General features: G+C 70.5%; 26 protein-coding genes and 1 riboswitch. Of the genes, 10 read left to right on the top strand and 16 right to left on the bottom strand.

All coding sequences use genetic code 11. The annotated features are described in order from the left end of the window. Positions 1-39: 39 nt before the first annotated feature. The 5 genes from ACZ3II_RS35205 to ACZ3II_RS35185 are packed head-to-tail and all read left to right on the top strand — an operon-like array spanning position 40 to position 3,666. Complete coding sequence (locus ACZ3II_RS35205) at positions 40-672, top strand: transporter (RefSeq protein WP_465523550.1); 633 nt, start codon at positions 40-42, stop codon at positions 670-672. Beyond that, entirely contained in the window at positions 669-1,193 is a 525-nt protein-coding gene (locus ACZ3II_RS35200; protein ID WP_465523548.1) for a winged helix-turn-helix domain-containing protein, read from the top strand. The genes ACZ3II_RS35205 and ACZ3II_RS35200 overlap by 4 nt, the downstream gene beginning before the upstream one ends. Before the next feature lie 44 nt (positions 1,194-1,237). Beyond that, positions 1,238-2,119: an ABC transporter ATP-binding protein gene (locus ACZ3II_RS35195; RefSeq protein ID WP_465523546.1), complete on the top strand. Its 882-nt coding sequence runs from the start codon at positions 1,238-1,240 to the stop codon at positions 2,117-2,119. Beyond that, a complete protein-coding gene (locus ACZ3II_RS35190; RefSeq protein WP_465523544.1) occupies positions 2,116-2,853 on the top strand; it encodes an ABC transporter permease in 738 nt (245 codons plus the stop codon). The genes ACZ3II_RS35195 and ACZ3II_RS35190 overlap by 4 nt, the downstream gene beginning before the upstream one ends. Positions 2,854-2,904: 51 nt before the next feature. Further along, positions 2,905-3,666 (top strand): VOC family protein, encoded by a 762-nt coding sequence (locus tag ACZ3II_RS35185; protein WP_465523542.1) that lies wholly within the window; start codon positions 2,905-2,907, stop codon positions 3,664-3,666. A gap of 2 nt (positions 3,667-3,668) precedes the next feature. Here the strand turns inward: ACZ3II_RS35185 and fliQ are convergent, their stop codons facing one another. The 7 genes from fliQ to mqnE all read right to left on the bottom strand — a co-directional run bounded on the left by fliQ (position 3,669) and on the right by mqnE (position 8,946). Further along, a complete protein-coding gene (gene fliQ / locus ACZ3II_RS35180) occupies positions 3,669-3,938 on the bottom strand; it encodes a flagellar biosynthesis protein FliQ (RefSeq protein ID WP_465523540.1) in 270 nt (89 codons plus the stop codon). Between the two features lie 76 nt (positions 3,939-4,014). Beyond that, on the bottom strand, positions 4,015-4,785 hold the full coding sequence (locus tag ACZ3II_RS35175) for an ABC transporter ATP-binding protein (protein ID WP_465523538.1): 771 nt from the start codon (positions 4,783-4,785) through the stop codon (positions 4,015-4,017). After that, entirely contained in the window at positions 4,782-5,837 is a 1,056-nt protein-coding gene (locus tag ACZ3II_RS35170; RefSeq protein WP_465523536.1) for a FecCD family ABC transporter permease, read from the bottom strand. Before ACZ3II_RS35170 ends, ACZ3II_RS35175 begins: the two co-directional genes overlap by 4 nt. Further along, positions 5,834-6,757 carry an ABC transporter substrate-binding protein gene (locus tag ACZ3II_RS35165; protein WP_465523534.1) on the bottom strand — a complete coding sequence of 308 codons (924 nt, stop codon included), beginning with the start codon at positions 6,755-6,757 and terminating at the stop codon, positions 5,834-5,836. Before ACZ3II_RS35165 ends, ACZ3II_RS35170 begins: the two co-directional genes overlap by 4 nt. 91 nt (positions 6,758-6,848) lie before the next feature. Further along, positions 6,849-7,014: riboswitch (cobalamin riboswitch) on the bottom strand. Next, the gene (locus ACZ3II_RS35160; protein WP_465523532.1) at positions 7,015-7,332 is read right to left on the bottom strand and encodes a DUF4229 domain-containing protein; all 318 of its coding nucleotides are present in this window, start codon (positions 7,330-7,332) and stop codon (positions 7,015-7,017) included. 12 nt (positions 7,333-7,344) lie between these two features. Beyond that, complete coding sequence (locus ACZ3II_RS35155; RefSeq protein WP_465523531.1) at positions 7,345-7,755, bottom strand: hypothetical protein; 411 nt, start codon at positions 7,753-7,755, stop codon at positions 7,345-7,347. A gap of 21 nt (positions 7,756-7,776) precedes the next feature. Then, positions 7,777-8,946, bottom strand: a complete 1,170-nt coding sequence (gene mqnE / locus ACZ3II_RS35150) for an aminofutalosine synthase MqnE (RefSeq protein WP_465523529.1) — start codon at positions 8,944-8,946, stop codon at positions 7,777-7,779. 248 nt (positions 8,947-9,194) lie between these two features. Between mqnE and ACZ3II_RS35145 the strand changes: the two genes are divergently transcribed. Continuing rightward, entirely contained in the window at positions 9,195-10,922 is a 1,728-nt protein-coding gene (locus ACZ3II_RS35145) for a C40 family peptidase (protein ID WP_465523527.1), read from the top strand. Between the two features lie 130 nt (positions 10,923-11,052). Here the strand turns inward: ACZ3II_RS35145 and ACZ3II_RS35140 are convergent, their stop codons facing one another. Beyond that, positions 11,053-11,784 carry a hypothetical protein gene (locus ACZ3II_RS35140; protein WP_465523525.1) on the bottom strand — a complete coding sequence of 244 codons (732 nt, stop codon included), beginning with the start codon at positions 11,782-11,784 and terminating at the stop codon, positions 11,053-11,055. A gap of 22 nt (positions 11,785-11,806) precedes the next feature. Here ACZ3II_RS35140 and ACZ3II_RS35135 point away from each other — a divergent pair, with 22 nt between their 5' ends. Next, on the top strand, positions 11,807-12,925 hold the full coding sequence (locus ACZ3II_RS35135; RefSeq protein WP_465523523.1) for a hypothetical protein: 1,119 nt from the start codon (positions 11,807-11,809) through the stop codon (positions 12,923-12,925). Positions 12,926-13,336: 411 nt separating this feature from the next. Beyond that, on the top strand, positions 13,337-14,971 hold the full coding sequence (locus tag ACZ3II_RS35130; RefSeq protein ID WP_465523922.1) for a DEAD/DEAH box helicase: 1,635 nt from the start codon (positions 13,337-13,339) through the stop codon (positions 14,969-14,971). A 59-nt stretch (positions 14,972-15,030) separates the two neighbouring features. On the opposite strand, the gene ACZ3II_RS35125 is transcribed toward ACZ3II_RS35130, so the two are convergent. The 3 genes from ACZ3II_RS35125 to ACZ3II_RS35115 are packed head-to-tail and all read right to left on the bottom strand — an operon-like array spanning position 15,031 to position 17,919. After that, complete coding sequence (locus tag ACZ3II_RS35125) at positions 15,031-16,314, bottom strand: gluzincin family metallopeptidase (RefSeq protein WP_465523521.1); 1,284 nt, start codon at positions 16,312-16,314, stop codon at positions 15,031-15,033. A 58-nt stretch (positions 16,315-16,372) separates the two neighbouring features. Then, positions 16,373-17,470 carry an L-cysteine desulfhydrase Cds1 gene (gene cds1 / locus ACZ3II_RS35120; protein WP_465523519.1) on the bottom strand — a complete coding sequence of 366 codons (1,098 nt, stop codon included), beginning with the start codon at positions 17,468-17,470 and terminating at the stop codon, positions 16,373-16,375. Then, positions 17,470-17,919 (bottom strand): Lrp/AsnC family transcriptional regulator, encoded by a 450-nt coding sequence (locus ACZ3II_RS35115; protein ID WP_465523517.1) that lies wholly within the window; start codon positions 17,917-17,919, stop codon positions 17,470-17,472. Before ACZ3II_RS35115 ends, cds1 begins: the two co-directional genes overlap by 1 nt. A gap of 211 nt (positions 17,920-18,130) precedes the next feature. On the opposite strand from ACZ3II_RS35115, the gene ACZ3II_RS35110 reads away from it, so the two are divergent. Further along, a complete protein-coding gene (locus tag ACZ3II_RS35110) occupies positions 18,131-18,406 on the top strand; it encodes a BldC family transcriptional regulator (protein ID WP_043522826.1) in 276 nt (91 codons plus the stop codon). Here ACZ3II_RS35110 and ACZ3II_RS35105 read toward each other — a convergent pair. The 5 genes from ACZ3II_RS35105 to ACZ3II_RS35085 are packed head-to-tail and all read right to left on the bottom strand — an operon-like array spanning position 18,403 to position 22,969. Continuing rightward, positions 18,403-19,026 (bottom strand): UbiX family flavin prenyltransferase, encoded by a 624-nt coding sequence (locus ACZ3II_RS35105; RefSeq protein WP_465523514.1) that lies wholly within the window; start codon positions 19,024-19,026, stop codon positions 18,403-18,405. The two genes, ACZ3II_RS35110 and ACZ3II_RS35105, sit on opposite strands and share 4 nt — an antisense overlap. Before the next feature lie 12 nt (positions 19,027-19,038). Beyond that, positions 19,039-20,091 carry a hypothetical protein gene (locus ACZ3II_RS35100; protein WP_465523512.1) on the bottom strand — a complete coding sequence of 351 codons (1,053 nt, stop codon included), beginning with the start codon at positions 20,089-20,091 and terminating at the stop codon, positions 19,039-19,041. Next, the gene (locus ACZ3II_RS35095) at positions 20,075-20,587 is read right to left on the bottom strand and encodes a SigE family RNA polymerase sigma factor (RefSeq protein ID WP_465523510.1); all 513 of its coding nucleotides are present in this window, start codon (positions 20,585-20,587) and stop codon (positions 20,075-20,077) included. The genes ACZ3II_RS35100 and ACZ3II_RS35095 overlap by 17 nt, the downstream gene beginning before the upstream one ends. Before the next feature lie 31 nt (positions 20,588-20,618). Next, positions 20,619-21,521, bottom strand: coding sequence for a menaquinone biosynthesis prenyltransferase MqnP (gene mqnP / locus ACZ3II_RS35090; RefSeq protein WP_465523920.1), 903 nt, complete (start codon positions 21,519-21,521; stop codon positions 20,619-20,621). Next, complete coding sequence (locus ACZ3II_RS35085) at positions 21,509-22,969, bottom strand: menaquinone biosynthesis decarboxylase (RefSeq protein WP_465523508.1); 1,461 nt, start codon at positions 22,967-22,969, stop codon at positions 21,509-21,511. Before ACZ3II_RS35085 ends, mqnP begins: the two co-directional genes overlap by 13 nt. Before the next feature lie 75 nt (positions 22,970-23,044). On the opposite strand from ACZ3II_RS35085, the gene ACZ3II_RS35080 reads away from it, so the two are divergent. Next, positions 23,045-23,866 (top strand): hypothetical protein, encoded by an 822-nt coding sequence (locus ACZ3II_RS35080; RefSeq protein ID WP_465523506.1) that lies wholly within the window; start codon positions 23,045-23,047, stop codon positions 23,864-23,866. The last annotated feature ends 3 nt before the right edge of the window (positions 23,867-23,869 follow it).

Genomic DNA, 23,869 nt, shown 5'->3' with positions numbered 1-23,869 from the left:
GGCACAAAGTTCTTTGACTTTGTGCCATAAAGTCGAGGCATGACATCGACCGATGACGAATCGATCTTCGAGGATCCGCGGGAAGCGCTGCGGCTCATCGAGCGCGAGCAGGTCAACGCCATCCGGGAGGTCACGCCGGATCCCCGGTTGATGTATTGGCCGTGGGGCCTGACCTGGCTGATCAGCTTCGGGTTGTCGTTCCTGCGCTATGGGCCGGACGGCCGGGTCCTCGTCGACATGCCGGAGTGGATTCCGCTGACCGCGCTGACCGCCCTGCTCATCGTGGCGGGGATCTTCACCGGCATCATCGGGGCACGGTCGGGGCGGCACATCTCCGGGCCGTCGAGCCGCCAGGGGCTGATGTATGGGATCTCCTGGTCGGTCGGCTTCACCGGGCTGGCGATCGTTTTCGGTCAGGTGAGCGAGGCGCTGTCGCCGGAGCTGGCCGGCCTGCTCTGGGGTGGCGGCATGGTGGCGCTGGTCGGCGTCCTCTACATGGCCGGCGCAGCGATCTGGCAGCTGCGCGACATGTTCGTGCTCGGCGCCTGGATCAGCGCGGTCAACGCCGTCGGTGTCCTTCTCGGCCCGGGCTGGCACGCGCTGCTGGTCGCGGTCGCCGGGGGCGGGGGCCTGCTGGTCGCCGGCTTCATCGGCTGGTGGCGTCTCCGGTGACCGACGACCAGGCGGACATTCCGGCCGACGCCCGGACCGCGGCGGCGGCCGGCACCAGACCATCCGACGGCAACCCGGGCCGAGACGTTCGTCCAGGCCAGACCAGTCCCACAGGCCAAGACAGCAACCCGAGCCAGGACAGGCATGCAAGCCAGGGCAGGCCCACGGGCCAAGACGGGACCACCGGCCAAAGCGGGGCCGTGGGTGGGGAAACGCTGCCGGAGCTGGATCCGGTGATTCATGCCCAGGCGCGGCTGCGGGTGGTGGCGGCGTTGTCGCAGCTCGGCAGCTGTGACCGGATCGCGTTCCCGCGGTTGCAGGAGATCCTGCGGATGACGGCCGGGAACCTCTCGGTGCATCTGCGCAAGTTGGAGGAGGCGGGCTACGTCGAGGTCACCAAGACCCACCGCGGCCGCACCCCGGCGACCCTCGTGCATCTCACGGCGCGTGGTCGTCTGGCGTTCGACGAGTACGTCCACTCTCTCCGGTCGCTGATCACTCCTGGTGACGGTGCGCCGTGACCGAGAGCAACGACCACATCGGAAGAACACGAAGGGACACGGGGATGCACGTGAGGCAACTGGAGGCGTACGCCCGGGCGGAAGGGGTCACCAAACGGTTCGGGTCGAATGTGGCGGTCGACGGAGTCGATCTGGAGGTTCGGGCCGGGGAGATCGTCGGTCTGCTCGGGCCCAACGGGGCCGGCAAGAGCACCCTGGTCGGCCTGCTCACCGGCAGCCGCCGGCCCACGTCGGGCCGGGTGGAGCTGTGCGGCGGGGATCCGCGGGACCCGCGTTTCCGGCGCACGCTGGGCGTCACTCCGCAGGAGACGGGACTGCCGGGTTCGCTGCGGGTCGGTGAGGTCATCGATTTCGTTCGCTCGCACTTCCCGGATCCGCTGACCCGGTCCGAGGTGCTGGACCGGTTCGGCCTCGCTGACCTGGTGCGACGGCAGACCGGCGGCCTCTCCGGCGGGCAGAAGCGCCGGCTCGCGGTGGCGCTGGCGTTCGCCGGCCGGCCGGAGATCGTGTTCCTGGACGAGCCGACGACGGGCCTGGGCGTGGAGGCGCGGCGGGATCTGTGGGAGGCGGTCCGCGAGTTCCACGCCGGGGGCGGGACGGTGGTGCTGACCAGCCACTACCTGGAGGAGATCGAGGCGCTGGCGGAGCGGGTGGTGGTGATGGCGGACGGCAGGGTGCTCGCGGACGCCAGCTTGGAGGCGGTGCGCGGGATGGTGAAGGTGAGCCGGGTCAGCTTCAGTTCACCCGTACCGCCGCAAGGGTTTGATCTGGAACGCAACGGTGACCGGCTGCAGGCCCTGACCTCGGACGCGGACCGGATGGTGCGGGATCTGGTGGCGAGCGACGTGCCGTTCCGCGACCTCGAGGTGCGGCCCGCCTCGCTCGAAGAGGCATTCCTCACTCTGACCGGAAAGGATCAGCGATGACGCTCACCCTGACCCACGCGCGGTTCCAGACCCTGGAGCTGTTCCGGATCCCGATCGCGGTGGTGGGCAGCGCGTTCTGGCCGGCCGCGTCGATGCTGGCGTTCGTGGTGCCGTTCGCCGGCGACGATCCGGTCGCCGCCACCTACGCGACCGCCTCGATGATCACGTTCGCGGTGATGAACACCAATCTCTTCCAGTACGGGATCGGCGTCTCCGAGGACCGCGCGCAGCCGTGGGATCCCTACGTGCGGACGCTGCCCGCCGGCGCCCGGCCCCGTTTCCTCGGCCGCCTGCTGACCGGCCTGCTGATGATGGTCGTCGCGCTGGTCCCGGTGGTGGTGATCGCCGCCCTGTTCACCGAGGCGACGCTGAGCCCGGTCGCGTTCGGTGGCGCGGCGGTGCTGTGTGCCGCGATCTCGGTGCCGTTCATCCTGATGGGACTGTCGATCGGCTATTCGCTGCCGTCGAAGGCGGCGCTGGTGGTCGCGCAGATCCTGTTCCTGCCGCTGGCCTTCGGTGGCGGGTTGCTGACCGCACCCGGCGGGGCGCCTGGTTTCGTCGAGGATCTGGCGCCCTACCTGCCGACCGGCGCGGCGGTCCGGTTGATGTGGACGACGGTCGGCGACTACCCGTTCGAGCCGCGCGCGGCACTGGCGCTGCTGGGCTGGACGATACTTTTCGGTCTGCTGGCGACGTGGGCGTTCCGACGAGACGAGGGTCGCAGGTTCGGCTAGAAGGCCGACACTTCCGATCGGCGGCGGGTATGGAAGTGCCACTATGCGGGCATGACCGTTCCGTCGCCCGGAGTGCCCAACTGGGTGGATCTGGCCACCGCCGATCTCGCCGACGCGATCCGTTTCTACACCGCCCTGTTCGGCTGGACGGCCGAGGTCTCCGGTGACGAGTTCGGTGGTTACACGACGTTCCTGCTCAACGGGCTGCCGGTGGCCGGCGCCGGCCCGCTGTTCGGCGAGGGCCAGCCGACCGCCTGGAGCACGTATTTCGCGACCGGCGACGCGGACGCGGTGGCCGCCCGGGTGGAGGCGGCGCAGGGCAAGGTGCTGGTGCCGCCGTTCGACGTGATGGATCAGGGCCGGATGGCGGCGTTCCTGGATCCGGCCGGGGCGCCGTTCAGCGTCTGGGAGGCCGGGATGATGCGCGGCGCCGAGGTCTTCGACATCCCGGGCGCGCTGACCTGGACCGAGTTGAACACCAGGGACCTGGAGGGCGCGCTGGCGTTCTACGGGTCGGTCTTCGGCTGGGGGTTCCGGGACGGGCAGGTCGGTGGCCTGCCGTATGCGGTGTGTGAGCTCGGCCGGACGCCGGTGGCCGGGATCCAGCTGATGATCGGGAGCGGCTGGCCGGACGACCTGCCGCCGTACTGGCAGATCTATTTCGCGGTCGGTGACTGCGATGTGGCGGCCGACCACGCGCTACGACTGGGTGGCCGGCTCGTCCATCCGCCGACGACGATTCCCGGGGCGCGGTACGCGGTTCTCACCGACCCGCAGGGCGGCACGTTCGCCATCCTGAACAAGCATCGCTGAGGTCAGCCGAGCAGGCTGGGGATCTTCTCGAACAGCTGGGTGGTGTACGTGATCATCTCGCGCAGCATCCAGTTGCCGGCCAGCAGCAGCACCGCGCCGATCGCGATCGCCTTCGGGACGAAGGAGAGCGTGGCCTCCTGGATCTGGGTGACCGACTGGAACAGCGAGATGGCGAAACCGACCCCGAGGGCGGTGAGCAGCACCGGAGCCGACATCTTGGCGGCGATCGTCATGGCCTGCAGGGCGATCTCGACAACCTTCGCGTCCGTCATACCCTTCACTTCGGGAACTTGAGGATTCCGTGGAGTGCGAAACGGGCGCGGCACGGTTGCGGTCTGGTTGCGGAGATCATCCGCGGACAGCCACCACCAGCGGACCGTGATCCCCCGGGATGATCCGCACCTTGACCCGATAGTGCTCGGCGAGGGTGTTCTCGGTCAGAACCTCCGCGGGGGTGCCGGCCGCGACCACCCGGCCGCCGGCCAGCAGCACCATCCGGTCGGCGTACTCCCCGGCGGTGGTCAGGTCGTGCATGGTGGCGAGCACGGTCAGGCCCCGTTCGGCGCGCAGCCGGTCCACCAGTTCCAGCACCTCCTGCTGGTGGCCGATGTCCAGAGCGCTGGTCGGCTCGTCCAGCAGCAGGATCCCGGCGCCCTGGGCGAGCGCGCGGGCCAGGAAGACCCGCTGCCGCTCGCCTCCGGAGATCTTGTCGAGGCGGCGGCCGGCGAACGGTGTCAGGTCCAAGGCGGCGAGGACCTCCTCAGCGGCGGCCAGGTCGGCGGCCGACTCCCGGCCCAGCGGCGGGACATAGGGGGTACGCCCCAGCAGCACGTAGTCGAACACCCGCATGGCCGGTGGCACCACCGGTGACTGCAGCACCGTGGCCACCGCCTTGGCCCGGTCCCGCCGGTGCAGGGTGTCCACCGCCCGGCCGTGCCACCGGACCGTCCCACCGAACGGCAGCAGCCCGCCGATCGCCCGCAACGCCGTCGACTTGCCGGCCCCGTTCGGCCCGATGACGGTAACCCATTCGCCTTCGGCCACGTCCAGGTCCACACGGTCGACGATGAGCTTGTCGTCGAGCCGCACGGTCAGCCCGGCCACCTCGACGGCGCTCATACCGGCGCCGTCCGGCTGGTCCGCAGCACCAGAATGAAGAACGGCGCCCCCAGGAACGCGGTGATCACGCCGATCGGGATCTCCGCCTCGCCGCCCACGGTCCGGGCCACCAGGTCGGTCAGCGCCAGGAACGCCGCGCCGAACAGCATCGACAGCGGCAGCAGGCCCCGGTAGCTCGGCCCGGCCAGCAGCCGCAGCGTGTGCGGCACGATGATCCCGACGAAGCCGATCAGCCCGGACACGCTGACCGCGGCGGCCGACCCCAGCGACGCCGCGATGATCAGCAGGTACCGGCTGCGCTCCGGATGCAGGCCCAGGCTGGTCGCCTCGGCGTCGCCGACGGTCAAAACGTCCAGCTCGCGGCGGTGGGCCAGGACGATCGCGGCGGTGATCACCGCGTACGGCAGCACCACCAGCACGTCGTGCCAGCCGGCCGTGGCGAGCCGCCCGAGCAGCCAGGAGTACACCTCGCGCAGCGACTCGACGTGCCGCTGGAGCAGGTAGGTCTGGGCCGCGGACAGGAACGCCGACACGGCCACCCCGGCCAGGATCAGCGTGGCCGGAGACCGGTCCCGGCCACCTGCCGCCCCGAGCAGCCAGGTCAGCGCGACCGCCCCGATCGCGCCGGCGAACCCGGCCATCGGCACACCGATCGGCAGCTCGGTGAGACCGTCCTGCGCCCTCCGTCCGAGAACGATCACCACGGTCACCGCGAGCCCGGCCCCGGCGGCCACCCCGAGCAGGTGCGGGTCGGCCAGCGGGTTGCGGAAGGCGCCCTGGTAGGCGGCGCCGGCGAGGGCCAGCATGGCGCCGACGATCAGGCCGAGGACCACGCGCGGAAGCCGGAGCTGGGTCAGGATGGCCACCTCACGCTCGGTGAGGCCGCTGTGCAGCCGTACCCCCGGAACGAGGTTGAGCATCTCCACCGCGACGCCGCCGGGCGGCAACGGGACCGAGCCGAAGGCGAGGCCCAGAACCACCGCGACCAGCACCGTCAGCACACCCGCCGCCAGCCACACCGGGCGCAGCCCGGCGGGCCGGCGGGAACTCACGCGGGAATCTTGCTGATGGCGTCGGCTACCGCCTGAAACAGATCGACGGTACGGGGACCCCAGCGCGAGGCGATGTCGTCGTCGAGCGGGTAGATCTGGCCCTTCGTGACCGCGGTGACCGTGGACCAGCCGGCCCGGGCCCGCACCGTCTCCGGGGACTGCTGGCAGCACTTGGTGTCGGCCAGGAAGATCGTGTCCGGATTCGACCTGACCAGCGACTCCTGGGACAGCTGCGGGTACCCGGCGAACTTGCCGGCCGGATCGGCGGCGTCGGCGACGTTGCTCATGCCGAAGCGGGTGTAGACCGAGCCGATGTAGGTCTTCGAGGTCGCCGAGTAGAGGTCCGGGCCGAGCTCGTGGAAGTAGGTGAGCGGCTTGGTCCGGGCCGGCACCGATTTCACGATCCGGTCGATGTCCGCGGCCATCCGCTCGTTGAGCGCCTTCGCCTCGCCGGTGTGCCCGGTGAGCGTGCCGAACTCGGTGATCTCCCGGTAGGTGTCGTCGAGGGTGACGGCGGCCGGCGACACGAAGACCGGAATCGACAACTTTCCGAGCTGAGCGACGATGTTGTCGGCGTCACCGGAGAGCACCACCAGATCCGGGTCCTTCGCGGCGATCGCCTCGGCGTTCGGCTTGAACCCGGACAGGTTCGTCTTCGGCGCCTCCGCGGGGTACGTCGACTGGTCGTCGACCGCCACGACCTGCGGGCCGGCGCCGATCGCGAACAGCATCTCGGTCGCCGTCGGGCTCAGCGAGACGATCTTCTCGGGCCGGGTGGCCAAGGTCACCGAGCCGACCGTGACGGGGTACGCGGCCGCAGCCGGCCCGGACGCGGCAGGGGTGGGCGCCGGATCGTTCCCGGCGCATCCGGCGAGGAGCAGGGCGGTGGCCGCCATCGCGGTCGTGAGCAGGCGTTTCATGAGTCCTCCTGTCGGCCGGGCGTGTGGTGCTTCGCCGACAGGGCCCAACACACCGGCCGCCGCCCGCGAGGCGCCCCTCCCCGGGAGCGCTGAATCGCGACCGCGCCCAGGCGACCTGGCTAGACCTCCCGGCCGGATCAGGGCCAGCAGGGATCACAGTTGCGGGACAGCTCCGGTTTCACACCGGCTTCGCTGCGGCGCGGTCCTTCAAACGCTAACCCACGACCCTGCGGCAGCCCGGACGCGCACCGGCTTTTTCAGGCTCCGGTGCGCCGGGGGTGCTCGACGATGTCGGCGGCGGTGACCCGGTCACCCTCGGCCGCCGCGTCCTCGTCGCCGGCCAGCGCCGACCGGAGCCGGTCCTTCTCCGCCGTGCGGCGCGCCGCGATCTCGCCGAGCTGCTCGGCCATCTCGTCACGCCAGCCGCGCAACAGGATGAACGACAGCCCGGCCGAGGCGACGAACGCGACCATCGCACTGACCAGGATGTTCAACGGCGTCAGGAGGAACAGCACGACGAAGACCGCCAGGAACAATCCGAGACGGCCGAGCGTGTACTTGACGGCGGGCTTCATGCGTTATCTCCCTCAGCCGGACCGGTGACTGAGCCACCGGAGGCCGTAGAACCAGACCAGGCAGTACACGACCGTACCGGTCAGGGCGCCGCTGCCGCCGCTGACCAAGGCCGGAGCGACCCCGGCCACCAGACCGGCCACCGTCATCCCGGCCGCGACACCGAACCCGATGGCCAGCGCACCCACCATGATCCGGTGTGCGCCGAAGCCCTCGGCCCGGAACTCCTCGACGAACAACCAGACCGGCAGGATCAGCATCAGCCAACCGTTCGACTCGCCGAACTCGCCCAGGCCGGTCAGCGCCAGCACCGCCTCGAAGACCAGCAGGACGGCGGCGCCGACGGCCAGGCCCGCGAACGCGGAACCCAGCAGGTCACCGATCGTCGCCAGGCGACCGGTCGCGTCCTTCTTCAGCTGGGGCATCGACTTCACCGTCCGCGGATGTCAGGCCCAGATCTTCTGGGGCTCGCTGCGCCGCTCGGCCAGCGACGGCGCCTTCTCGTACTCCCGTACCACCTGATAACGAGTGTCCCGCTCGACGGGCTGGAACCCGGCGTCCCAGATCAGGTGAAGAAGGTCGTCGCGGTGCATGGTGTGCGGTGTCCCGTACGAGTCGGCATCGTGGGTGATCTTGTATTCGACCACCGAGCCGTCCAGATCGTCAGCGCCGAAGTTGAGCGAGAGCTGTGCCACCGATAGGCCGTGCATGACCCAGAAGTTCTTCAGATGCGGCACGTTGTCGAACAGCAGGCGGGACACCGCGAAGGTCTTCAGCGACTCGGCCGGCGCGGCCATCGTGGTGCGGTCCTGGATCCGGTTGCGGATCTTGCCGTCCGCCGAGTCGTGGAAGTCGTGCTGGTAGCGCAGCGGGATGAAGACCGCGAACCCGCCGGTCTCGTCCTGCAGCTCACGCAGGCGCAGCACGTGGTCCACCCGGTGCCGCGGCTCCTCGATGTGCCCGTACAGCATGGTCGCGGGGGTCTTCATGCCCTTCTCGTGGGCCAGCCGGTGGATGCGGGACCAGTCCTCCCAGTGGCACTCGTGATCCACGATGTGCTGCCGGACCTCCCAGTCGAAGATCTCCGCGCCGCCGCCGGTCAGCGACTCCAGCCCGGCGTCCATCAGCTCGTCCAGGATCTCGCTCGCCGGCAGCCCGCTGATCTTCTCGAACCACTGCACCTCGGTCGCGGTGAAGCACTTGAGCTTCACGTTGGGCAGCGCGGCCTTCAGCTCGCGCAGCACCTTGGGGTAGTAGCGCCAGGGCAGGCTCGGGTGCAGCCCGTTCACGATGTGCAGCTCGGTGAGCTGCTCGTCCTCCATCTCCTTGGCCTTGGCGACGGCCTCGTCGATGCGCATCGTGTACGCGTCCTTCTCGCCGGGCTTGCGTTGAAAGGAGCAGTACGCGCAGCTGGCCGAGCAGACATTGGTGAGGTTGAGGTGCCGGTTGACGTTGAACATCACCCGGTCGCCGTTCAGCTCGGTGCGCCGGTGATGTGCCAGGCGGCCGAGCCAGGCCAGATCGTCACAGGCGTAGAGCGCGACGCCGTCCTCCCGCGTCAGCCGCTCACCGGCGTAGACCTTGGCCTCGAGCTCACGCTTCAACCCCGCATCCATGCGGTCGAGAGTACGTCGCGCCCCTCTGGACACCCCTGGCACCACTGATCTGAAAAAATCTCAGCGTGCTTTCACCTTCATTCGATCGACACCGGTACGGCGCTTGCGGTATGAACCATTAGGGACGACTAGCGACGGTCGGTACCGACGCGGACGGGGAGCTCATGGGCAAGGCATCGCGGTACGGACGCCCCCAACTCAGGCGTTTCGTGCACTCATGCTTTCGGCCTCTGGCCTGCTCAGCCGTGGTGGCCGCAGCCATCGCGGCGCTGTTCCAGCCGATCCCGGCACTCGCCGACCCGGCCTCCGCCCCCGGCACCGCCAGCGTGCCCTCGGCCGGCTCGCGCCCCACCCTGAGCGGCGCGCTCGTCCTGCCCGGCACACCCGTCACCACCACCACGGCGTCCGCGCCGTCCCTGCTCCCGCCCGGCGGCGTCGCCAGCCCGATCATCCAGAAGGTGGAGAAGGGCCGCGCCGAGATCACCGCCATCGGTGAGCGGCTCGTCCGCGCCGGCCAGGACCGCGACCTCGCCCAGACCCACGTCACCGCGGCGTCCCAGCGGGTCACCGACACCCAGCACGCGCTGGAGCAGGCTCGCCGGGAGGCGGAGGCCGCGGCCGACGCGACCATGCAGCAGGCCGCCGCCCTCCCGCCCGGCGCGCTGGACTCGGGGCTGCTGGAGCTGGAGGCGCTGTCCCGGATGCAGCGCGGCGACGCCACGTCCTACGAGGCCGCCGCCCGGCGCGTGCTCGCCGCCGAGGAGGCCGCGAAAGCCGCGACCACCGATCACCAGGCCGCCGAGGCGCGCTATGCGGAGCGGCTCACGCAGTGGACCACGCTGAACGCGGCCCTGGCCCGCAAGCAGACCGCCCAGGCGACGCTCGAGGCCGCCAACCGGGACGAGATCAACGCCGCCGAGGCCGCCTCCACCATCACCGACCAGCAGCTCGGCTCGGAGATCCTCGGTGGCGCCCAGGACGGGCGCGGCGCCGATCCCCGGGCCGTCCAGGCGCTTCAGTTCGCCCTGGCCCAGCGCGGCGACCCGTACGTGTGGTCCGAGGAAGGCCCCGACCAGTACGACTGCTCCGGCCTGATGTTCGCCGCCTACCGCGGCGTCGGTTACCCGCTCGTCCGGGTCTCCCGCGACCAGTACTACCAAACCCGCGACCGGGCCGTCTCCCGCTACTCGCTGCTTCCCGGCGACCTGCTGTTCTTCAGCAACTCCAACAGCTGGACCGGCATCCACCACGTCGCGATGTACGCGGGTGAGGGCATGATGGTCGAGGCCCCGCGGACCGGCCTCAACGTCCGCCTCACCCCGGTCCGGTGGTCCCGGCTCTTCGGCGCCACCCGGGTGTTCGGCTCGATCGAGGGGGACACGGCGCTGCCCGACCTCGGCACCCCCGACCCGGACGAACCGGCCACCCCGACCAAGACGCCGAAGCCGACAGCCACCACCACGAAACCGCCGACCATCCCGGACCCGCCGAAGAACCCCGGCTCGGGCAATTCGTCGGGTCCCAGCGGCCCGTCCAACCCGGGCGGCTCGTCAGGTTCGGGGTCGGGCAGCCCCGGCAACTCGGGTTCCGGCAGTCCCAGCAACTCGGGCTCCGGGAGCCCCAGCAACTCGGGTTCGGGCAGCCCCAGCAACTCGGGCTCCGGCAGCCCCAGCACGTCGACGTCGACCGGCTCGGGTTCCGGCAGTCCCAGCACGTCGACCTCGGCCGGCTCCGGTTCGGGCAGCCCCAGTTCGTCGACGTCATCCAGCTCGGGCAACCCCGCCAACACGTCCAGCTCGACCACCTCCACGCCGCCGAAGGAGGAGGAGCCAGAGCCGAGCCAGACCACGACCAAGACCACCACCAAGCCCAAGCCGATCCCGACCCCGGCCAAGACCACCTCGGCGGCGACGAGCACGACGTCGGCATCGACGACCGGGGCCGCCTCGTCCGGCAGCGCATCGAGTGGCGATTAGTCCGTTAATCGGGTAGTACGCACCCGGAGAAATACGGTCGAAACGGCCGGTTGCCTCTCGGTCTCTCGGAGCTTCACGGCTGACGCTGATGCCGGGTGTGCTCACACCGGCTGATATGGCACGGTTAAGGTCAGCGCGCGACGTCCGAGCGTCGGCAGCGGTGGTCGGGAGGAAACCCCATGGACGAGCAGCAGGCGACCAGGGACGGCGAGATCAGCACGCCGTCCGCTGCGCGGCCGCCCGCGACAGACATCGAGGGGTACGCTCCTCCGCCGGCACCCGCAGCGGGAGCGCTGTGGGCCACGCCGTCCGACGAGCCCGCTCCCGACGAGCCGGTGGCTCCGCCGGCACCCGAAGCGCCGGTGGTCAAGGCGTCGGCCTCGGTGCCCGTCTCCAGCCCGCCCGCCGACCGGGTCAGCGCCTCGGCGCCGGTCTCCGCCGCGCCCGCCGCCGACCGGGTCAGTGCCTCCGCTCCGGTCTCGGCCGCGCCCGCCACGGCTCCCGTTGACCGGGTCAGCGCTTCCGCGCCGGTTTCGGCTGCTCCCGTCTCGGCTGCTCCCGTCTCGGCGGCGCCGGCCCCGGCCGCTCGGGTGAGCGCTTCCGCGCCGGTCTCCGCAGCACCCGCCGCGACATCTTCCAGCGCTTCCGCTCCCGTCTCCGCAGCGCCGGCCTCCAGCCCGCCCGCGGACCGGGTCAGCGCCTCGGCACCGGTTTCCGCAGCGCCTGCCGCCACGCCGGTTTCCGCGGCGCCCGCCGCCGCTCCCGTGCCCGCGGCGCCCGCCGGGTCGTCGGTGCGGCCTGTTTCGGCCGCGCCCGGCGTGATCGCCGAGTCGGGTTCGACCGCCGGGTCGGGGTCGAGCACCGCGCGGGCCGCCGTTCCCGGTGTGGTCCGGGCGACCGCCGACGAGGTGCCCGCCTCCGCGCGGGCCGCTGCTCAGCCGACCGTCTACGGCTCCGCGCCGGAACCGGACGACAGCCCGGAACCGAATGACAGCCCGGAGCCGGAGAAGCCCGCCGACCCCGAACCGGCGCCCGACGAGCCGAAACCGGCCGAGCCCGAGAAGGACCCCGCCGAACCGGAGCCGGAACCGGACAAGCCCGCGCCCGTGCCACCGCGTCCCGCGCCGTCGAAGCCGGCGGATCCGGAGCCGGCCCGGCCCGAGCCGATCCGCCCGGCGCCGGTCGAGCCGCCCGCGCCGGTCCCGGCGCCGCCTGTGCCCACTCCCGCGCCGCCCGCCCCGATTCCGGCGCCCACCCCGGAGCCGGCCCCCACGCCGGTTCCGGTGCCGCCTGGACCGGTGAAGCCGACCCCGGCGCCGCCCGGACCGGTGCCGCCGGGCCCGGGGCCGAGTCCCGTACCCCCAGGCCCTGGCCCCAACCCCGTCCCGCCCGGTCCCGGCCCGAGTCCGGTGCCGCCCGGCCCTGGCCCCAGCCCGGTTCCGCCGGGCCCCGGCCCGAGCCCGGTTCCCGGCCCGGTGCCGCCGATCGTCCCGCCGCCCCCGGTGATCGGGAACGGCAACGGCAACGGCCTGCCCAGCTACACCCTGCCGCCCACCGCCGCCTCGGCAGGCCTGCCACCGGCCCCGCAGAGCTCCCCCCGGGGAACGCCCTACCGTGGCTACCCGTCGTCGCCGGAGAACATCGAGATGACTCAGCCGGTTTCCACCGGAACCCCGTACGGCTCGCCGACCACCCCGGTCAACCCCACCTCGGGCGGCGTGCCGCAGCAGCGTGGCCAGGCCGGCACGGTGTACGGCACCGGCGCCTACCCGTCGATCGACACGACGATGCCGGTCTCGATGGACCCGGTGGAGAACTCGGGTTCGCTGACCGGCCACATCCTGGCCCAGGGCTGGTACGACGCCCCGACCGAGCAGCGCCGCAGCAACTTCAAGGTGGTCGTCGCGATGCTGGTGGTGCTCGGCCTGCTGGTCACGGTCAGTTTGATCTTCGTGTTCACAGCGGGTGACGCCTTCACCGACTTCCTGGGGAACCTGACGTAACTGACGCAGGTCCGACAGTGTGGCGAGGCCCCGGCGCTTTGGCGACCGGGGCCTCGAACATCTAAACTGGCGAGGTTGCGCACTTGGGGTGAGCAGGCCCACTACCGGACCGGAATGCGGTCGGCGGTTCCGACGTTCACCCGTACACTGATGGTAGTTATTGACGCGGCGTGCCCACCCGGTGCACGCCACGGGCGTTCTTGCGGGCATTTCAGCGAGCGGTCCTCAGCGACCGCGGCGGGCCATTTCGCGAGCATGCGCCCCCGTAGAGAGGTTCTCTTGACCACTTTCGCTGATGCCAGCACGTTCCCGTCCGTCTTCGACAACAGCACCACCGAAAACGACGCCCCCGCGATCATCGAGGCCACCGAAGAGGTCGCTGCCGAGGTCGCCGAGACGGTTTCCGACACGATCGAGACGACCGTCACTCCTGAGACGAAAAGCTTCGCCGACCTCGGTCTTCCGGCCGAGATCGTCCGCGTGCTGACCCGTGAGGGCATCACCACGCCGTTCGAGATCCAGGCCGCGACCGTGCCGGACGCGCTGGCCGGCCGGGACGTCCTGGGCCGTGGCCAGACCGGCTCCGGCAAGACCCTGGCCTTCGGCCTGCCGGTGCTCGCCCGCACCGCGCAGGGTGGCCGGGCCCGCCCGCACCACCCGAAGGCCCTGATCCTGGTGCCGACGCGTGAGCTGGCCATGCAGGTCGCCGACTCGCTGATGCCGGTGGGCCGCGCGGTCGGCGTGTTCCTGAAGACCGCTGTCGGCGGCGTGCCGTACGACCGTCAGATGGACGCCCTGCGCCGCGGCGTCGAGGTGATCGTCGCCACGCCGGGCCGGCTCGCCGACCTGATCGAGCGGGGCGCCTGCAAGCTCGACGACGTCGAGATCACGGTTCTCGACGAGGCCGACCAGATGGCCGACATGGGCTTCCTGCCCGAGGTCACCGACCTGCTGGCCAAGACGCCGGAGAACGCGCAGCGCCTGCTGTTCTCGGCCACTCTGGACGGTGATGTCGACACCCTGGTCAAGCGGTTCATGCACGACCCGGTGACGCATTCCACGGCTCCGGCCGAGGCCAGCGTGTCCACCATGGATCACCACATGCTGCTGATCCCGCCGGCGGACAAGTTCCCGATCACCTCGTGGATCGCCAACCGGGACGGCAAGAGCATCGTCTTCGCCCGCACCCAGATGGGCGTCGACCGGCTGGTCGAGCAGCTCGCCGCGGTCGGTGTCCGGGCCGGCGCCCTGCACGGCGGCAAGACGCAGCGGGTCCGCACCCGCACGCTCGCCGAGTTCAAGGAAGGCCGGACGAACGTCCTGGTCGCGACGGACGTTGCGGCCCGTGGCATCCACGTCGACGGCATCTCGCTGGTTCTGCACGTGGACCCGCCGAAGGACCCGAAGGACTACCTGCACCGGGCCGGCCGCACCGCGCGGGCCGGCGAGTCCGGCGCGGTCGTCACGCTGGTCCTGCCGAAGCAGCGCCGCACCACCCAGGCCATGCTGTCGCGGGCCGGTGTGAACCCGGGCGAGTTCCGGGTGCGTCTCGGCGACGAGAAGCTGGCCGAGGTCACCGGCGCCCGTGAGCCCAGCGGCATCCCGGTCCCGCCGGAGCCGGAGCCGCGTCGTGAGCGGTCCGGTGGCTCGCGTGGCCGGTTCGGTGACCGTCCCCGTGGCGACCGCCCGCAGCGGTCGTACGGTGACCGGCCCCAGCGCGGCGGCTACGGCGACCGTAACGAGCGTTCTTTCGGCGACCGTCCGCAGCGTTCCTTCGGTGACCGTCCGGCGGGCGACCGCTCGTACGGCGACCGGCCGGCCGGTGACCGTTCCTACGGTGACCGCCCGCAGCGCTCCTACGGCGACCGCCCGGCAGGCGACCGCCCCGCCGGCGACCGTTCGTTCGGGGACCGCCCGCAGCGTTCCTTCGGCGACCGGCCGACCGGTCAGCGCCGGGACAGCCACCGTGGCGACAGCCCTCGCGGCGACCGCCGTGAGGGCCCGGGCGGCCGTTTCGGCACGCCCCGCCCCGCCCGCAGCTACTGAGCAACGACGTCGAAGCCCCGGCCCGCTGAGCGGACCGGGGCTTCGCCCGTTTCCGGGGTTCAGATCTTCGACTTGATCCAGGTCACGCATTCCTTGTCGACGGCAGGGAACGGCTTGCCGAAGACGGCGCGGGAGGCCGAGTCGAGCCCTTCGCCGTACTGCAGGACCCGGTCGGCGAAGTCGAGCATCTTCGGCTCGCCGTACTTCGCGGCCATGCAGCCGGCAGCGAAGTGCCCGATCGCGTAGACGGCGGCCGAGTCGAGGTCGTCGGACTCGTCGGTGGGCGGCGGCACCTGGACGGTCTTCAGCGGGCCGCGCTCGGAGCGGAGGTAGCGCAGGACCTCCCGGCTGTAGCTGTTCTGCGGTTTGGTGGGCAGGTAGCCGATGTACTCGGCGATGCCCTCGACCAGCCACAGCTCGTCGGACTTGTCGTCGTTGGACTGGGCGACCAGGGTCACGGCGTGGGCGAACTCGTGCTGGACGACCTGGGTGACCATGCGGTCCTCCTCGGGCATCAGTTCGCTGGCCTTCAGCACGATGTCGCCGCCGGTGGCGTTCAGCGACAGGTGGTAGGCGACCGCGAAGTCCGACTCCATCCCCCCGTACCAGCTGTTCCAGGATTTGTTGTCGGCGATGAAGACCCGGTACTTCATCTGCTGGTTGCCGCCGGATCCGGCGTACCGGTCGGCGACCACGGCGGCCTTCTCGGCGAGCGGCAGGACCCGTTTGACGTAGCGGGCGGTGGCGACCGGCGCGGCCACGATCACCCGCTTGCCGCGGGCGAACGTCATCGGCTCGTTCTCCCAGGGCGTGGGCTGGAGGGGGTTGGACTCGCGGGGCTCCTCCAGCTTGACGATCTTGTACGACCCGTTCACCAGCCGCCAGGAGGTCCGGTAGGCCAGCTTGGGGGCGCCCTCGTCGGTGGCGTCCGACCAGGCCGGGCAGATGACGTCGCTGAAGCAGTAGGCGAGCTTGATCGAGACGGTCACCATGTCGCTGAGCGCGGTGGGCATGCTGTCCATCCGCTGCTCGGCGTGCGTGACCTCGAGCGCCCGCATGTTCTGGAAGATCGTGGTGTACCGCACCTGCAGCTTCGCGTCCACCGGGGCGAGCCACCCCGGCAGGTCACCGCTGAGGAGCGCCGCGGACTGCGCGTCGAGCGCCTGCTCGATGAGGTCGACGGGGCGCTGGGACGGGCTGGGCGAGGCGCCGGCGGGTGACGGGGTGGCGGTGGCCTGGTCGCCGGCCGGTCGCAGCACCACGACGCTGGAGACGAACACCAGCACCATGAAGGCGAACCAGACAGCCGGCGACGGCCGGCTCGGCGCCGTGAGATCGTGCATGACCCGGATCTAACCATGCGAATGCATGGCTTCCCATCGGGTTATCCGCCGGTGTGAGCTACCCCGGCCAGCCACCGCCGTCGAGGAACTCCCGGATCACCGCGGTGTACGGCGCCAGGTCGAGTCCCTGCCCGGCCACCCAGTCGTCGGAGTAGTAGGTGTCGGCGTACCGCTCGCCGCCGTCGCAGATCAGCGTGACCACCGAGCCGGTCCGGCCGGCCCCGAGCATCTCGGCGATCAGCCGGAACGCGCCCCACAGGTTGGTGCCGGTGGAGCCGCCGAGCCGCCGGCCCAGCACCTCCGACCCGGCCCGCATGGCGGCCAGTGACGCGGCGTCCGGGACGTGGATCATCCGGTCGACCACCGAGGGCTGGAAGGACGGCTCGACCCGCGGGCGGCCGATCCCCTCGATCCGCGAGCCACGGCCGGTGACGAGCGTGAAGTCGCCGGCCAGGTAAGCCTGCCAGAACGCTGACCCTTCGGGGTCGACAACGCAGATCTTGGTGTCCAGCCGGCGATACCGGGCAAATCTCCCGATGGTCGCGCTGGTCCCACCGGTCCCGGCGCCGATCACGACCCATGCGGGTACGGGGTGCCGCTCCAGGGCCATCTGGTTGTGGATCGACTCGGCGATGTTGTTGTTGCCGCGCCAGTCGGTGGCCCGCTCGGCGTACGTGAACTGGTCCATGAAGTGCCCGTCCAGGTCGGCCGTGAGCCGCCGGGCCTCCGGCACCACCTGGTTGGCGTCGCGCACCAGGTGACACTTGCCGCCCTGGAACTCGATCAGCGAGATCTTCTCCGGGCTGGTGGCGGCGGGCATCACGGCGATGAACGGCAGGCCGAGCATTCGCGCGAAATAGGCCTCGCTCACCGCCGTCGATCCGGACGATGCTTCCACGACTGTCGTGCTCGGGCCGATCCAGCCATTGCACAGCGCATACAGGAAAAGCGACCGGGCCAGGCGATGTTTGAGTGAACCGGTGGGATGCGACGACTCGTCCTTGAGGTACAGGTCGATGCCCCAGGCGGCCGGCAGCGGGAACGGCAGCAGGTGCGTGTCGGCGGACCGGTTGGCGTCCGCCTCGACCAGGGCGATGGCGTCCCGGGCCCAGTCGCGGGCGGCGCGTTCACAGCGCCCGAAGTCGGTGATCTCCATTACCCGAGGCCCGGCTGCGGCCGGTTCTCCCACTTCGTGGAGAGGGCGATAGCGGTCCGGGTCGATGCCACACCGGGCGTCCGGTTGATCCGCACGATCAACTGCTCCAGTTCCGCAATCGTGCCGACCCGCACAGTGAGCTGGTAAGACTCGACGCCTGCCATGAAATAGCAGCTCTCCACCTCGGGCATGGCGCGCACCGCGGCGAGGACGTCGTCGGTGTCGGCGCCCGAGTCCTCGATGATGCCGATGAGCGCGGTGACACCCAGCCCGATCGCCTCGTGATCGATGTCGGCGCGGTAGCCGCGGATGGTCCCGGCGTTCTCGAGCTTACCGACTCGCTCGTGCACGGCGGGGGCGGAGAGCCCGACCTTGCGGGCGAGTTCGGCGTACGACGAGCGTGCGTTCTCTCGTAGCAGGTCGATCAGCCGGAGGTCGATGGAGTCCATGCTTGAAACCCTAAACGGGTGGCGCTCCGGCCTTCACGCCCGGTAGCGGCGAATGGGGGGCAGGATAATGACCACTGTCGCAATCGGGGCTTTTTCCGCATTTCACGGACTTGCTTCAGGGGCGGTGCTCTAATGACTTTACGTCCAGATCGAGCACGCCGACACTCACCGTGACCACGGCCGCTCCAGAAACCGAACCGAGGAGGGGGTTGTGGACACTGGAGATCGTCTGCTGACACCGGGCGAGGTGGCCGCTTTGTTCCGCGTCGACCCCAAGACGGTCACGCGCTGGGCCGCCGCCGGCCGTATCGGCAGCATCCGGACTCCCGGTGGACACCGCCGATTCCGTGAGTCCGAAGTTCGCGCCCTGCTTGAGGGCGATGGCGTTATCGAGGAAATGCGCGAGGACGACGCCGCCAACAAGCCAAGGAACAACGGCCCCACCAATCCCGGGTCGGGCTTCGGCCCACCCAACGGCTTGCGCTAGGACCTCCCTTCACCTAATTCGCCGGTCCATCTGCGAAAGAGCGTGTGGGGTACGCCGAGCGCGTCCATCACCTTTCCGGCCACGAAGTCGATCAGTTGTTGTGCCGTCGCGCCGGCCCCGGAACCGTAGAACCCGGGGCTGGCCGGCAGCACCACCGCTCCGGCATCGTGCAGAGCGATCAAATGTTCAAGATGACTGCGGGTGACCGGGGTCTCCCGGGGCACGACGACCGTACGCCGTCGTTCCTTCAGGTTGACCTCGGCCGACCGCTGCAACAGATCCTTCGACAGCCCGATGGCGATCCCGGCGCACGCCGCCGTGCTCGCCGGCACCACCGCCATGCCCTTCGCGGGGTACGAGCCGCTGCTCGGCCCGGCGGCCAGGTCCCCGGCCGGCCAGTAGGCCAGATCGCCGAGGTCCCGGCCCAGCCAGGCGCCCACGTCGTCCTTCCAGTGCGCGTCCCGCACGGTCGCCCCGGTCTCGTCCAGCAGCGTCAGCCGGGCAGCCCGGGAGATCACCAGGTCGACGGCCTCGCCGGCGTCCAGCAGAGCGGTCAAGACCGCCTTCGCGTACGGGGTCCCCGACGCACCGGAGACCCCGACGATCCATGGTTCACGCATGCACCCAGTGTGCTACTCGGCCTTGAGCTGGTTCGCCTCCGGCACCGCCTGATTGACTGTGATCCACGTCTTCGGATCGTCGACCGCGGACATCACCGCACCGTTGATGATCTTCTGCACCTCGGCCGCCGGCAGCTGGGTGCCCAGCTCGAACCGGTATCGCCCGCCGAACACGTTCTTGCCGGGGCAGCCGTCCGGGCCGCATCGCACGCCGCCGCTGGTGTCCGGCAGTTTGTCCAGCCAGATGATGATCTCGGACGCCCGCGCCCGGCCGCTCGCCAACTGATCTCGCGCCTTCGAGAGCGACGTGATCCCCAGCGCCCAGTAATCCTTGCTGGCGGTGACCGAGTCCAGCCGATATCCGGCGGGCACATAGCGGAGCTTGAAGGGCACCGTCAGCGGCCGGTCCGCCGACATCGTGAACGCCTCGGCCACCTCTCGCAGTTCCGCCCGCGTCACGCCGTACGGATCCGGCGTGAGCACGGCGAGTGATCCGTCGTCGGCGTACTCCCAGGCGAGGGACTCATCGTTCTCATCCCCGGCGAGACCGCCCTGGCCCTTGAAGAAGAACGCCGGCCGGCCCTTGATCGGCGCGGTGTCGGCCTTCCCGGTGGCCGTCCGCCTGCCGACCGGATCGATCCCTGGCTCGTAGACGGTCAGCCGGGCGCCGCTGAACTCGTTCTGGTTGGTACGCGGGCCGAGCCGAATCACCACGGCGTCGGAGGATCCCAGACTCGCGCTGTTCGGATCCTCAACCCGGAATCTGGCCGTCTGGTATCCAGTGAACCGCCTGACCAGCGGAATCACCTCACCACGCGCCGGTGTCGGCACCAGCACGGCAGGCTTCGACGCGACCGGCGCCGGCCGGGGGCCGGGCTCGTCGTGGCGGGCGAGGACCTGCGGCACCCCGATCGCGGCGGCGACCGCGACGACCGCGGCGAGGGCCCAGCCGGTGTTGCGGCGGCGCACCCGGCGGCGCCCGGCGGCCACCACGGCGTCCACGTCGTAGCGCGGCGGCGGCGGATCGGACTTGGCGTTGCGGAGCATGTCAGGCAGCGGCTTCATGGTGGGCCTCCCACTCCGTGCCGAGGATTCCGCGGAGCGCTTCGAGACCACGCGACGTGTAGACCTTCACGGTGCCTTCCGGGCACTTCAGGGTCGCGGCGGTCTGCTGGACGCTGAGCCCTTCCAGGAACCGCAGCACCAGCACCGCCCGCTGCCGAGCCGGGAGACCGCTCAGCGCCTGCCGCATCCGCAGCCGCTCGTCGACCGCCCCCGTGGCGTCGTCGGGCAGCGTCCGGTCCGGCATGGCATGGCTGCGGGACTGCTCCCGCCGCCACCACGGCCGGCGGGTCTCGTCGATGGCCGCCCGCACCACGGCGGTCCGCGCGTACGCCTCCGGGTTGTCCACCCGGTTCCACTTGGCGTACAGCTTCGCCAGGGCGGTGAGAACGGCGTCCTCGGCCACCTGCCAGTCGCCGCAGGTGAGATAGGCAAGCCCTCGTAACGCCTCCATCCGCGCGGCCACGAACTCGCGGAATTCGGCCTCTCTATCGCTCACGGAAGTTAGACGGAGATCGTTGCTCCGGCGGTTACACCAGGTACAGGTCGATCAGCGCGAAGAGGAACAGGGCGATGGCGATGAACCCGTTGGCGGTGAAGAACGCCCGGTTGACCTTGGAGAGGTCGTGCGCGGTCACCACCACGTGCTGGTAGACCAGGCCGGCCCCGGTCACCAGCAGGCCCGCCCACCAGGCCCAGGTGAACCCGGCGAGCTGACCGAACCAGACGAACAACGCGAAGCAGATCACGTGGGTGACGGTGGAGATGTGCAGGGCGGTCCGCACGCCGAACCGGGCCGGGGTGGAGTGCACACCGATCTCCCGGTCCACCTCGACGTCCTGGCAGGCGTAGATGATGTCGAACCCGCCGATCCACAGGCCGACCCCGACACCGAGCACCCAGGCCGGCCAGGAGCCGCTGAACGTGCCGGTGATCGCCAGCCAGGCGCCGACCGGGGCGACCGCCTGGGCCAGCGCGAGCACGTAGTGCGGGAAGTTCGTGAACCGCTTGGCGTACGGATAGATCACGAGCGGGATCACGGCGAGCGGCGAGAGGGCCAGGCACAGCGGGTTCAGCAGGCCGGCCGCCACGATCATGACGACCAGCGAGACCAGCGCGCCGGTCCAGGCGGTACGCAGGCTGACCGCGCCGGTGACCAGCTCCCGGTTCTTGGTCCGCGGGTTCAGCGCGTCGATCTTGCGGTCCAGGATCCGGTTGGCGGCCATGGCGAAGGTCCGCCCGGCCACCATCGCGATCGTGACCAGCACCAGATCGAGCCAGTGCTCGCCGACCGCGTCGTCCAGCGACTGGATCGCGGTCAGCGAGGAGAGGTAGGCGAACGGCAGCGCGAAGATCGAGTGCTCGATCATGACGAGCCGGAGGAAGGCCTTGACCTTCCCCGGCTCCGAGGCGACGGCTGTCACAGCCCGTATTCCTTCCACCGCTTGTCGACCAGCGAGACCACCTCGGGCGACATCCTCATCTCCTCCGGCCAGCCCCGGGTGTAGCCCTCGGTGACCAGCTTGCGGGTCGCGTCGACGCCCGCCTTGCCACCCCAGAACTGCTGGTACGAGGCGTGGTCCAGGTGGTCCACCGGGCCCTCGGTGAGCACCAGGTCGCGGGCGTAGTCGACGTTGCCGAAGGCCCGGAACGCGACCTCGTTGTAGTCGTGGACGTCGCAGTCCTCGTCGACCACCACGATCAGCTTGACCAGGGACATCAGGTGGGCGCCCCAGAGCGCGCTCATCACCTTCTGGGCGTGCTTCGGGTACCGCTTCCTGATCGACACGATGAGGCAGTTGTGGAAGACGCCGGCGGCCGGCATGTCGTAGTCGACGATGTCCGGGATCAGCAGCTTCGCCAGCGGCAGGAAGATCCGCTCGGTCGCCTTGCCCAGGCCGTGGTCCTCCTGCGGCGGCTGGGACGTGATGATCGAGTGGTAGATCGGCTTCTTGCGCATCGTCATGCACTCGATGTGCAGCACCGGGAACGGCTCGACCGGGGTGTAGTAGCCGGTGTGGTCGCCGAACGGGCCCTCCGGCTGCCGCTCGCCGGGCTCCAGGTAGCCCTCGAGGACGATCTGCGCCTCGGCCGGGACCTGCAGCGGGACGGTCAGGCAGTCGACCATCTCGATCCGCTCGCCCTTGAGGTAACCCGCGAACAGGTATTCGTCGATGTCGCCGGGCAGGGGCGCGCTGGCCGCGTACGACACCACGGGGTCGCAACCGATGGCGACAGCGACCGGAAGGCGCTCGCCGCGCCGCTCCGCCACCGCGTGATGCGCCGTCGAGTCCTTGTGGATCTGCCAGTGCATGCCGAGGGTGTTCTTCGAGTGCTGCTGCAGCCGGTAGAGACCGAGGTTGCGCTTGCCGGTCTCCGGATGCTTGGTGTGGGTCAGCCCGTAGTTGTGGAAGATGCCGCCGTCACCGGGCCAGATCTGCAGGCCGGGCAGCTTGTTCAGGTCGACCTCGTCGCCCTTGAGCACCACCTCCTGGCAGGGGGCGGTCTTCACCTTCTTCGGCGGCATGGACTTGAGCTGCAGCACCTTGCCGATGCCCTCGCGGATGCCGGACCAGCCGATCGGCAGCTCCGGCTTGATCATCGCGCCGATCCGCTCGCCGACCTCGTCGAGCCGGTCGACGCCGAGGGCCATCGCCATCCGCTTCTCGGTGCCGAACAGGTTGATCACCAGCGGCATCTCGCCGCGGGTCGGCCGCTCGAAGAGCAGCGCCGGGCCACCGGCCCGCACGGTCCGGGTGACGATCTCGCTGATCTCCAGCGTCGGGTCCACCGGGACGGTCACTCGTCGCAGCTCACCGGCTGCCTCGAGGGCTGCGATGAAGCTCTGCAGATCGGCATAGGGGAATCCACGCGGCGCCATGACACCCAGTCTGGCACCAGGCTCCGTCACTGGAGATCCGGGAGTCCCGTTGAGCGCTTCGTGAAGCTGCGGAACGTGACCCGATGGTGCCTGCTGAGCGGTCTGGCCGTGGCTCTCGCCGGCGCCGCGCCGGCCGCCTCGTCGACCGCCGAACGGCTGCCGGTCTGCACCCCCGGCCCGGCATCGACGAAACCGCCGACCGGCCCGGCCGGCCTGGGCAGCCCGCGCGCCTGCCGATCGGGCGGTCCGGTGCTGGAGTCGGCCCGGACCTCGTTCACCCCGAGCGGGTACCACCACCTGGGCGCCGGGACCAGCGGCGACTGGGGTGGCGTGTCCGGCCGGTTCTCGGTGGTGGACGGCTCGGTGCGGCCGCAGACCTACGACTTCCTGGTCGGCCGGCTGATGGCCAAGCGGGACATGGGCGGCGGGCGGATCGCCTGGCTGGAGGCCGGCTGGGCGGAGACCGGCTGGGCCACCCCGGGCCGCCAGCACATCTACACGTTCGACACGAACACCAACCGGTGGCAGTTCTACGACCAGTACGCGGTCCGCCCCGGCGACCAGGTGTGGCTGGACATCGGCACGGACCGGACCGGGATGTGGCGGGCCTGGCTGTGGTGGAACAACCGGTGGAACCTGCTCACCCAGCAGCGGCTGCCGCTGGGCACGTCAGCCCGCATCGAGCAGTACGTCGAGGTGCACGTGGACGCCACCCGCCAGACCAAGATCGACGTGCCCAAGGTCACCGTGGACAACGTGCAGTTGCGGCCGGCCGGTGGGGGGCCGGCCCGGTACTGGCGGGAGGACGTCCCGACCGAGACGGCGGCGGGGATGCGCGGCGGGTTCTGCCTGAACTGGGTGACCCGCTACGACACCTGGACCGCCGGTGACTGCTGAACC

This window comes from Actinoplanes sp. NPDC019969 (assembly GCF_055562375.1).
This window is presented reverse-complemented; position numbering and strand designations above follow the sequence as displayed.